Genomic DNA, 10,758 nt, shown 5'->3' with positions numbered 1-10,758 from the left:
TGTCAAGGGACAGTGGGAACTGCCCAGGGGCGGTCGTGATGCCTGCCCGTTGACGGTCACGAGATCTGCCCGGTGATGGCCATGGGATCTGCCCAGGGTTGGCCATCACCGGCCCCGGGTGTCAGGTCAACGGGCTCACCCCCGCTCCTGATAGTGCCTGGGCCAGACGGATGGACTCGCCACTGGTCTGGCAGACGTGAGCGTGGTGCAGGAGCCTGTCGACCGTCGCGGTCGCGATGGTCTTGGGCATCAGCTCGTCAAACCCAGCCGGGTGCAGGTTCGAACTGATCGCCACCGAGCGTTTCTCATAGGCAGCATCGACCAGGCGGTAGAGGCCCTCGGCGGCTTCCTCGGCAACCGGCAGGAGTCCGATGTCGTCGACCACGACCAGATCCGCTCGCAGCACCCGGGCGATGGCCTTGGTGATGGTGTCATCGGCGCGGTGACGTCGTAGCAGGGCGCCCAGGTCCTCCAGGGTGAACCAGGAGACCCGCAGGCCCTGCTCGATGGCCTGCTGGCCGAGGGCTTCGAGGAAGAACGACTTGCCGGTGCCCGAGGGCCCGTAGATGACGAGGTTCTCCTTGCGCCCGACCCACTCCAAGGTTCGCAGCGCCTGCTGGGTGGGTGCGGGGATGGAGGAGGCTGCGGTGTCCCAGGCTTCGAAGGTCTTGCCGGTGGGGAACCCTGCCGCGGTGCGCCGGGTGGCAAGGGCGGCGCGGTCGCGGCCGGCGGCCTCCTCGCGCAGCAGTGCCCGTAGTACCTCGGCGGGTTCCCAGCGTTGGGCCGTGGCGGTGGCCAGTAACTGTGGGGCGTGGCCGCGGATATGGGGCAGGCGCAGCCGCCGCAGCATCGCCTCCAGGTCATCGGGCAACTGTGGGGCCGGTGGCACTCCCAGCGACGGGACGCCGGTGCGGCTCGTCGTGGCGCTCATCGGAGCACCACCTCTTCCTCGCCGATGGCCTCGTCGCCGGCGGCAGCGTCGTCGGTGGCGGCAACTTGCCCGCCCAGTGCCGCCCAGGCAGCGGTGCCCTGGGTCAGGGACCGTTCCTCGCTGGCGCGATGATGCTGGCTGCTGGTGCCGGTGGCGCGGTGGTTCAGGATGGAGGGCAGGTCGGCCTCGGCGAACCGGCCGTGGACGGCGGCGTGGCCCAGTGCCCAGTCGACCTGACCGGCCTCGAAGAGTTTGGCCAGTGCTACCGCCTCGGCCATCTTGACGCGCATCTTCGTGGTGCCCGCAGCGGCGGCCTCGGTCAGCCACAACCTGGCCCCGGGTCCCAGCGCCAAGAACTCCCTCTCGGCAGCGTTTCGGGGGCGTGGTTGGCGCTCCAGCGCGCCTTGCGGTGCGGGTGGGAAGTGCTCGTCGTTGATCTTCGGCGACCCTGGCGCGGCGCGCAGGTGACGGGCGACTTCCCGCGGTCCGGACTCCTGCAGGTGGACGATGACGACCTGCTGGTCGGCGCCGGTGCCGTAGGAGCGCACCCATACCATCTGTCCCAGCAACTGGTGCGGGACGGAGTACTGCCCGCCGTCGTAGGTCACCATCGGGGTGGTGGCCGGGACCTTCCTCGTAGTGCCGAACGCCACCGTGTGAGGAACTGGCGGTAGCGCGTGCAGCCGGGTGCGTTCCTCGGCCAGCATCTGGTCCGGGGCGCGGCGGGTGGTGCGATGAACGCGGGCGTTGACCTGCTCACCAAACCGCTCGCATGCCGCCTCCAGCTCGGCGAATGAGCCATACTCGCCCAAGAGGTTCGCCTCGGTGGGCACCAGGTCGGCCTTGGCGATCTTCACCGCGTTCTCCGTGCCGCCCTTGCTCGCGGGGTCTGCCGGCTGGCAAGTCAGCACGGTGACGCCGTAGTGACGAGACCAGGCCACCATCTGCGGATTCCGTACCGCCATACCGGCCACGTGCTCCACGGTGACGGTCTTCTCGTTGTCGGTCAGCACGTAGGTGGGGGCGCCGCCCAGTCGGCGGAAGACCGTGTCCAGCGCGGCGAACACGCTGGGGAAGGTCTTGTCCAGCAGCGGGACCACCACCCGGAACCGTGACCAAGCCAACCACGCGCACAACAACACCGTCTTCGCGCCGTCGATCACCGGCCCATCGCCGAAGTCGTACTGTAACCACAGCCCCGGCTCGGTGACCCAGGGCCGGTGCACCCGGGCGTTACCCAACTTGTAGGACCGGCGCACCGCCGCCACGGCGCGTCGGGTAGTGCGCTCCGAGCCCTCATAGCCCATCGCAATGAGCTTGTCGTGGGCGACGTCAGCGCGGACCTTGCCGCGGCTATGCTCCATCCACTCCTCGACCTTGGGCAGGAACGCATCGATCAACTGCGCCCGGGCCACCGGCCGGTCACTCAACGCCCCGGCATCGCGGGCCCGCACGTACCGGGCCACCGTGTGGTGAGAAACCCCGGCCAGCACTCCGGCGTCTCGATAGGACTGTGTCAGGTCGAACGCTTCTAGAATTTCCATGATCTCCTCGGCAGACTTCATGTAACCCTCCTGGGGGCGATAGGCGCTTCAGCACCGCTATCGCACCCCAGGAGGGGCCCCAACCGCCGCAAGCAGCGCGGGGCGCAATGTCGTGTCGGGCAGATCCCATGACCGTCAGCGGGCAGTTCTCACGTCCGCCACCGGGCAACTATCTGGCCGTCTCCGGGCAGTCTGCCGTGGCCGCTGACAGTCGAAACCGGCGGGGAGTTTGACGGTGATGCGCTCGATCTTGCTGGTCACCTGGGGGGCCGTTCCTTCCACTGGCGAATGATGATGGGTCTTTATAGACCCATGCGCAGGCAATGGAACGGGAGCGGGTCAGTGGTGGGCTACCGGGCTGTCGGTGGGGGAAGAGGACTCATTGAGCGGCCACCTGCTGTGGGTTCATGTCCGGTCGGTGGCGGATGAACCTCAACGGATGCCGAAAGAGGACCCGGACCAGGCGGTATCAGCGCTGAGCTCGACCACGATCGGCTCGACGGGGTTGGCCGGACAGGCTTTCGATCCTTGATGAAGCGGTCAATGAACGAAGGAGTCACCTCGGTGGGCCACGGGTGGGCGCCGGCCGGGATGCTCAGTACGGGCACCAAGGCGCGACGTTGTTCAGGTCGCAGGGCAGTGGTCCTCCCAACGATGCGAAATTCGTCTCCCACCGGTAGGCCCGCCACGAGGGTTCGGGCTGAGTGAGTGTGCCGGTGATCGCACCGCAGATCACCTCACGGGTTTCGCGATGCTTGACCTTCACCCAGTCCCGCTTGCCGACCCACTCCCGCCCCTGCCCTGACAAAGATGACATGCATCCGGCCTAGGTGGCTGGTTGAGCCGGGTGGGCCTCGGTGGACTGGGGGTGAATGGCGGGGCCTCCTCAGCTCAGACGCAGGATGATTGCTGGTGTCAGCAGAGACTGCGTTCGACAACGTGGTGTCTTTGGAGCTTGAGGAGGTCCCAATGTCCATCATAGGCGGACTCGATGTCCACCGAAAGCAGATCACCTTCGACTATCTCGATACGCTCACCGGTGAGGTTCAGACCGGGCAGATCGTCCCGGCCGATCGATCCCGGCTGAGGTCGTGGCTGGAACGGTTCGCCGGTCGCGACGATGTTGAGTTCGCTACCGAGGGCTGCACCGGGTGGCGATATGTGGTCGAGGAACTGACCCGGGCGGGGGTGCGGGCGCACTTGGCTGAGCCGGCCGAGACCGCGGCGGCGCGCGGGCCCAAGCGTCGCGCGAAGACCGACCGGGCCGACGCGCGGCTGATCCGGGAACTACTCACCGATGACCGGCTGCCCGAGTGCTATATCCCCCCGAGCCAGATCTTGGAGTATCGGGCGTTGCTGGAGTTGTACCACGACCTACGGCGTGAGCACACCGCCTGGGTCCAGCGCATCCATGCGGTGTTGTTCCATCAGGGCGCCACCGGGCTCGGTGAGGCAGGGCTGAGCACCTGGGAGGGTCGCCGGCGGCTGACCGAGATCGCCGCAGCCCAACTCTCGGCCGTAGGCAAGGTCCAGGTCGGGACCGGGACCGAGATGCTCGAGGCTACTGAGGCACACCTGGACCAACTGCGTCGACAGTTGGGTGGTATCGCCCGCCACCTCAAGGGCTCGAAGGTGTTGGCCGATTCGATCTATGGGGTCGGGCAGGTCACCGCGCTGGCGCTGACCTGCTGGCTCGCGGGTGCGGATCGGTTCTCCTCGACCCGTAAGGCGGTCCGCTTCACCGGGCTGGACATCACCGTGTACTCCTCGGCCGGGAAGCGCTCACCGGGACACCTGTCTCGCCAAGGTCCGCCGGTGTTGCGATGGTGTGTCTATGAGGCCGGTAAGACTCACGCTCGGGTCAGCGCCCCGGACCACGGCTACTACGCCCAGGTCAAGGACCGTATTGACGGCAAACGCGCGGCGCTGTCGGAAGCCCGCAAGATCACTCGACGGGCCTGCCACATCCTCTCCGAACTCGGCGACGACGCCTTCACCCGGGTGTGAGCAGCGGTGTGGTCACTGGCGAGTGAGGATCGGTACGGGCAGTGGCGCCATCATCAAACCGATGTGCCCACGCGGCCAGCTCCAGCAAGCCCCCTGTCCGCCTTGCTTGACGTCCCTGCCGCGCAGGGACTATGCGGACGGCCTCAAAAGACTGAGCGGCCGCGTCTCCCGCTGGCGGGAGACACCCAATCCATCATCATGTCACCGGAGCCAGGAAGGGCTCCGCGGACCTAGGTAAGGCTGGATGCTTCGGCCCGAACCAGATCCGCACCCCCAGGTAACCACACCATCGATCACACCGAAGACCACCAACGACCAGGAGGCCCCCTGACCCCTTTGCCTGCAACCGTGGACCAGTTCCACTCCCAGCATCCTGCCCCCCGAAGGCCATCATGATCTGCTCCCGGGCGGCCGCCTCAAGGGCGCCTACGGCGTCGCTACGCGAGCGCTACCGCGCCCCCTTGACCCAACCACCCGCTCGCAGGGCATTGGCAACTACCGGGGAACAGGCTGAACAGCCCTGCCCACAACGGCCTCACGCCTTAACGACTCAGCCCTTGCGCCCACCGGGCCGAAGCAGGTAAAGGGGATGAAGACTCGATGAAGAATCCCCGTGAGGCCGCTCGGGCCTTGGTGTCGGTGCGTCGTGCGTGGTTAGGCTCCTTTAGCCGCGGACGAAAGGTCTGCCGGCTGCGGCTGGGCCTACGTTGCTCGTCGCCGACTTTCAGCAGATGGAGAACCCCGTGACACGCAGGACCCGACTCGCGGCCGTTGCCGGCGGGATCGCTCTGACTCTCTCCCTCGCCGCGTGCGTTGACGGAGGGGAGGGCACGCCGGATGAGCCGGCTGCGGAGGAGACAACCAACAACACCTCGCAGACGGAAGGAGAGGGCATGCATAACGACGAAGACACGATGTTCGCGCAGATGATGATCATCCACCATGAGGGTGCCATCGAGATGGCTGACCTGGCCCAGGAGCAGGCTGACAGCGAAGAGGTGCGTTCCATCGGGGAGCGGATCTCCGCCGCGCAGGACCCGGAGATCAAACAGATGACCTCCTGGCTCGAAACCTGGGGGGAGGAGACCTCCCCGGCGGGTGGCATGGAGGGTATGGACCATGGCATGGACATGGAAGGCATGAGCCAGGAGGAGGCCATGGCCGAACTGGAGTCCCTATCCGGCGCCGAGTTCGACCAGCGGTTCCTGGAACTGATGATCGCTCACCACCGCGGCGCGGTGGACATGGCCCAGGCCGAGCTCGACGGCGGGGAGAACCCCCAGGCGCTGGAGTTGGCTCAGAAGATCATCGATGACCAACAAGCCGAGATCGCCGAGATGGAACAGATGCTCGACGCCGTGAGGCAAGAGTGATCGGGGAGCTGGACCTCTCTGGAAACCGGAGGCGGCGAACCACAGCGGAGGTGTGATTGTGGACTGGCGCCACATGGGATCGTGGGGAATGGGTTGGGGCTGGATTTTCTTGGTCCTGTTGGTGATCGGCATCGCGGTGCTGGGGGTGGCGCTGGTCGGAGGTCTGGGTGGTCGTCGCCATCGGTCGGACCCGGGCCGGGCCCGACGTGGTCGAGCGCGTGAGATCCTTGATGAGAGGTACGCTCGGGGCGAGATCGACGCCATGGAGTACGACGAGCGGCGGCGGCGACTCGATGAGAACTTAGAGAATTAGACGTGGAACCGATCACGCGCCGCCAGGCGCTCCAACTAGGAGTAGCCGGATCGCTCGGTGTTGTGGTCGGCGGGGTGGGTTTGTCTCAAACCGGTCTGCCGTGGACTGATCCCGGAGGCGTCCCGCTGGCTCCAGCCGCAGGACGTGCTGGCGCGGCCGCAGAGTTGGTGGAGCCGGAACTGGTTGCCAGCCGGGACGGTCTGCTGCGCGTGGATCTCGTGCCCGCAGCCCAGGTGACCGAGATCGCCGGGCGGCAGGCAAAGGTGCTGACCTACAACGGCACCCTCCCGGGGCAGACCTGGCAGGTTCGGCCCGGGGACCGCATCGAAGTACGCCTGCGCAACGAACTCGACACACCGACGAACCTACATACCCATGGGTTGGTGGTCTCCCCGCAGGACAACGGAGATAACCCGTTCATCAGTATCGAGCCGGGCGAGAATTTCGACTACCGCATCGACCTGCCACCAGATCACCCCACCGGGGTGTTCTGGTACCACCCCCACCGGCACGGCACGGTGGCCGAGCAGATCTTCAGCGGCCTGTACGGGGCCATCATCGTCACCGGAGATGAGATCCCGGTCAGTTCGGAACGTGTCCTCATCATCTCCGATATCTCCCTGACCGCCGACGGAGAGATCGCACCCGTATCGGCTCAGGAGGTGATGATGGGCCGCGAAGGAGACCTGGTCCTGGTCAACGGCCAGCACCAGCCACGCCTGGCCGCCCGGCCCGGTGAGCGGGAACGGTGGCGAGTGATCAACGCCTGCACCTCCCGCTACCTGCGCCTGGCCCTGCCCGGGCAAGCCCTGGAACTGCTCGGCATCGACGGCGGTCACGAGCCGACGCCCCGAATGGTGGCGGATGTCGTGCTAGCCCCTGGCAACCGCGCGGACCTGCTCGTGACCATGCGCAACGGGACCAGCGAGTTCCGCGCGCTCGGCTACGACCGCGGCGGGATGGGCATGATGGGCGCAGGCATGTCTGGCCCTGTCACCCTGGCCACGCTCACCGTCGCCGGACAGCACGAGGGCACTATCCGCTCGGTGCCCGGGCGCCCGGTGGACCTGGATCTACGCGAGCGGACCGTAGACCGCCGACGGGAGATTGCCTTCACCATGAGCATGGGCGGAAGGATGATGGGGCCCGGCGGAATGGGCGACATGATGGACCTCGGGTTCGATGGCCGAGCCTTCGACGCGAACCGGGTGGACCAGCGCGTCACAGCCGGTGCGGTGGAGGAATGGACCATCGCCAATCCCACCCCGATGGACCACCCATTCCACCTCCACGTCTGGCCCATGCAACTCATCGAGGACAACGGAGAGCCAGTTGACCAACCGTCCTGGCGCGACGTCGTCAACGTCCCCGCCCAAGGGCAGGTCCGTGTGCTGGTCGACTTCACCCGCCACCCAGGTCGCAGCGTCTACCACTGTCACATCCTCGACCACGAAGACGCCGGCATGATGGCCGTTGTGGAAACAAGGTGATCGCCAACTGACGACGCGCACAGGTCCTGCGCACAGCGCGATCACAGGCCGGAGGTCTTGACCAATCAGTTGCGTCACGGCACAGCCGTTCTTGCCAAGCCTCAAGGACAGGGACTCGCGCTTATGTGCCACCCGACGGTTCACAGGCTGTGGTGCATCAGTGCAAGCGCAAGGTTGCCTCTTTGAGGATCTGGACCGGCTCGAACCACATTGAGGGGTAGTCGCTACCCCAGTCGGACTGGTCCCAGACCACGTACCACCGAAGTCATCGACCGCCTGATCCCGCCAATCGGTAACTTCTCATGAAGAACCCATGAAGATCAGCCGCACCTCGGCCCCTTTGCACCCAGCAGAGATACCTTGTAGGGGTATAGATGAAGATTTTCGACGAGGGGAAGTCATGACCACGCCAGAGTGTCAGCGGCCACGGCAGACTGCCCGGAGACGGCCAGATAGTTGCCCGGTGGCGGACGTGAGAACTGCCCGCTGACGGTCATGGGATCTGCCCGACACGACATTGCGCCCCGCGCTGCTTGCGGCGGTTGGGGCCCCTCCTGGGGTGCGATAGCGGTGCTGAAGCGCCTATCGCCCCCAGGAGGGTTACATGAAGTCTGCCGAGGAGATCATGGAAATTCTAGAAGCGTTCGACCTGACACAGTCCTATCGAGACGCCGGAGTGCTGGCCGGGGTTTCTCACCACACGGTGGCCCGGTACGTGCGGGCCCGCGATGCCGGGGCGTTGAGTGACCGGCCGGTGGCCCGGGCGCAGTTGATCGATGCGTTCCTGCCCAAGGTCGAGGAGTGGATGGAGCATAGCCGCGGCAAGGTCCGCGCTGACGTCGCCCACGACAAGCTCATTGCGATGGGCTATGAGGGCTCGGAGCGCACTACCCGACGCGCCGTGGCGGCGGTGCGCCGGTCCTACAAGTTGGGTAACGCCCGGGTGCACCGGCCCTGGGTCACCGAGCCGGGGCTGTGGTTACAGTACGACTTCGGCGATGGGCCGGTGATCGACGGCGCGAAGACGGTGTTGTTGTGCGCGTGGTTGGCTTGGTCACGGTTCCGGGTGGTGGTCCCGCTGCTGGACAAGACCTTCCCCAGCGTGTTCGCCGCGCTGGACACGGTCTTCCGCCGACTGGGCGGCGCCCCCACCTACGTGCTGACCGACAACGAGAAGACCGTCACCGTGGAGCACGTGGCCGGTATGGCGGTACGGAATCCGCAGATGGTGGCCTGGTCTCGTCACTACGGCGTCACCGTGCTGACTTGCCAGCCGGCAGACCCCGCGAGCAAGGGCGGCACGGAGAACGCGGTGAAGATCGCCAAGGCCGACCTGGTGCCCACCGAGGCGAACCTCTTGGGCGAGTATGGCTCATTCGCCGAGCTGGAGGCGGCATGCGAGCGGTTTGGTGAGCAGGTCAACGCCCGCGTTCATCGCACCACCCGCCGCGCCCCGGACCAGATGCTGGCCGAGGAACGCACCCGGCTGCACGCGCTACCGCCAGTTCCTCACACGGTGGCGTTCGGCACTACGAGGAAGGTCCCGGCCACCACCCCGATGGTGACCTACGACGGCGGGCAGTACTCCGTCCCGCACCAGTTGCTGGGACAGATGGTATGGGTGCGCTCCTACGGCACCGGCGCCGACCAGCAGGTCGTCATCGTCCACCTGCAGGAGTCCGGACCGCGGGAAGTCGCCCGTCACCTGCGCGCCGCGCCAGGGTCGCCGAAGATCAACGACGAGCACTTCCCACCCGCACCGCAAGGCGCGCTGGAGCGCCAACCACGCCCCCGAAACGCTGCCGAGAGGGAGTTCTTGGCGCTGGGACCCGGGGCCAGGTTGTGGCTGACCGAGGCCGCCGCTGCGGGCACCACGAAGATGCGCGTCAAGATGGCCGAGGCGGTAGCACTGGCCAAACTCTTCGAGGCCGGTCAGGTCGACTGGGCACTGGGCCACGCCGCCGTCCACGGCCGGTTCGCCGAGGCCGACCTGCCCTCCATCCTGAACCACCGCGCCACCGGCACCAGCAGCCAGCATCATCGCGCCAGCGAGGAACGGTCCCTGACCCAGGGCACCGCTGCCTGGGCGGCACTGGGCGGGCAAGTTGCCGCCACCGACGACGCTGCCGCCGGCGACGAGGCCATCGGCGAGGAAGAGGTGGTGCTCCGATGAGCGCCACGACGAGCCGCACCGGCGTCCCGTCGCTGGGAGTGCCACCGGCCCCACAGTTGCCCGATGACCTGGAGGCGATGCTGCGGCGGCTGCGCCTGCCCCATATCCGCGGCCACGCCCCACAGTTACTGGCCACCGCCACGGCCCAACGCTGGGAACCCGCCGAGGTACTACGGGCACTGCTGCGCGAGGAGGCCGCCGGCCGCGACCGCGCCGCCCTTGCCACCCGGCGCACCGCGGCAGGGTTCCCCACCGGCAAGACCTTCGAAGCCTGGGACACCGCAGCCTCCTCCATCCCCGCACCCACCCAGCAGGCGCTGCGAACCTTGGAGTGGGTCGGGCGCAAGGAGAACCTCGTCATCTACGGGCCCTCGGGCACCGGCAAGTCGTTCTTCCTCGAAGCCCTCGGCCAGCAGGCCATCGAGCAGGGCCTGCGGGTCTCCTGGTTCACCCTGGAGGACCTGGGCGCCCTGCTACGACGTCACCGCGCCGATGACACCATCACCAAGGCCATCGCCCGGGTGCTGCGAGCGGATCTGGTCGTGGTCGACGACATCGGACTCCTGCCGGTTGCCGAGGAAGCCGCCGAGGGCCTCTACCGCCTGGTCGATGCTGCCTATGAGAAACGCTCGGTGGCGATCAGTTCGAACCTGCACCCGGCTGGGTTTGACGAGCTGATGCCCAAGACCATCGCGACCGCGACGGTCGACAGGCTCCTGCACCACGCTCACGTCTGCCAGACCAGTGGCGAGTCCATCCGTCTGGCCCAGGCACTATCAGGAGCGGGGGTGAGCCCGTTGACCTGACACCCGGGGCCGGTGATGGCCAACCCTGGGCAGATCCCATGGCCATCACCGGGCAGATCTCGTGACCGTCAACGGGCAGGCATCACGACCGCCCCTGGGCAGTTCCCACTGTCCCTTGACA

The 10,758-nt window shown here is 66.9% G+C and carries 7 protein-coding genes; 5 read left to right on the top strand and 2 right to left on the bottom strand.

What is annotated here, in order from left to right; all coding sequences use genetic code 11:
- Nucleotides 1–121: 121 nt before the first annotated feature.
- Both istB (ACO0LV_RS18420) and istA (ACO0LV_RS18415) read right to left on the bottom strand, forming a co-directional pair.
- Nucleotides 122–931 carry an IS21-like element helper ATPase IstB gene (gene istB / locus ACO0LV_RS18420; protein WP_424786662.1) on the bottom strand — a complete coding sequence of 270 codons (810 nt, stop codon included), beginning with the start codon at nt 929–931 and terminating at the stop codon, nt 122–124.
- A complete protein-coding gene (gene istA / locus ACO0LV_RS18415) occupies nt 928–2,496 on the bottom strand; it encodes an IS21 family transposase (protein ID WP_424786661.1) in 1,569 nt (522 codons plus the stop codon). Before istA (ACO0LV_RS18415) ends, istB (ACO0LV_RS18420) begins: the two co-directional genes overlap by 4 nt.
- Nucleotides 2,497–3,444: 948 nt before the next feature.
- On the opposite strand from istA (ACO0LV_RS18415), the gene ACO0LV_RS18410 reads away from it, so the two are divergent.
- From ACO0LV_RS18410 to istB (ACO0LV_RS18390), 5 genes are all read left to right on the top strand, one after another.
- The gene (locus ACO0LV_RS18410) at nt 3,445–4,482 is read left to right on the top strand and encodes an IS110 family transposase (protein ID WP_424789373.1); all 1,038 of its coding nucleotides are present in this window, start codon (nt 3,445–3,447) and stop codon (nt 4,480–4,482) included.
- 893 nt (nt 4,483–5,375) lie between these two features.
- Entirely contained in the window at nt 5,376–5,855 is a 480-nt protein-coding gene (locus ACO0LV_RS18405) for a DUF305 domain-containing protein (protein WP_424789372.1), read from the top strand.
- A 315-nt stretch (nt 5,856–6,170) separates the two neighbouring features.
- Entirely contained in the window at nt 6,171–7,658 is a 1,488-nt protein-coding gene (locus ACO0LV_RS18400; protein WP_424789371.1) for a multicopper oxidase family protein, read from the top strand.
- Between the two features lie 604 nt (nt 7,659–8,262).
- Nucleotides 8,263–9,831 carry an IS21 family transposase gene (gene istA / locus ACO0LV_RS18395; RefSeq protein ID WP_424786661.1) on the top strand — a complete coding sequence of 523 codons (1,569 nt, stop codon included), beginning with the start codon at nt 8,263–8,265 and terminating at the stop codon, nt 9,829–9,831.
- Entirely contained in the window at nt 9,828–10,637 is an 810-nt protein-coding gene (istB, locus tag ACO0LV_RS18390) for an IS21-like element helper ATPase IstB (protein WP_424786662.1), read from the top strand. Before istA (ACO0LV_RS18395) ends, istB (ACO0LV_RS18390) begins: the two co-directional genes overlap by 4 nt.
- The last annotated feature ends 121 nt before the right edge of the window (nt 10,638–10,758 follow it).

This window comes from Pseudactinotalea sp. Z1739 (assembly GCF_049725055.1).
In the GTDB taxonomy this organism is placed as follows: domain Bacteria; phylum Actinomycetota; class Actinomycetes; order Actinomycetales; family Beutenbergiaceae; genus CALKWS01.
This window is presented reverse-complemented; position numbering and strand designations above follow the sequence as displayed.

Excerpts from the sequence above, each read along its gene's own strand:
- istA (WP_424786661.1), top strand. The coding sequence starts at position 8,263 with ATGAAGTCTGCCGAGGAGATCATGGAAATTCTAGAAGCGTTCGACCTG.
- ACO0LV_RS18405 (WP_424789372.1), top strand. The coding sequence starts at position 5,376 with ATGCATAACGACGAAGACACGATGTTCGCGCAGATGATGATCATCCAC.
- istB (WP_424786662.1), bottom strand. The coding sequence starts at position 931 with ATGAGCGCCACGACGAGCCGCACCGGCGTCCCGTCGCTGGGAGTGCCA.
- istB (WP_424786662.1), top strand. The coding sequence starts at position 9,828 with ATGAGCGCCACGACGAGCCGCACCGGCGTCCCGTCGCTGGGAGTGCCA.
- ACO0LV_RS18410 (WP_424789373.1), top strand. The coding sequence starts at position 3,445 with ATGTCCATCATAGGCGGACTCGATGTCCACCGAAAGCAGATCACCTTC.
- istA (WP_424786661.1), bottom strand. The coding sequence starts at position 2,496 with ATGAAGTCTGCCGAGGAGATCATGGAAATTCTAGAAGCGTTCGACCTG.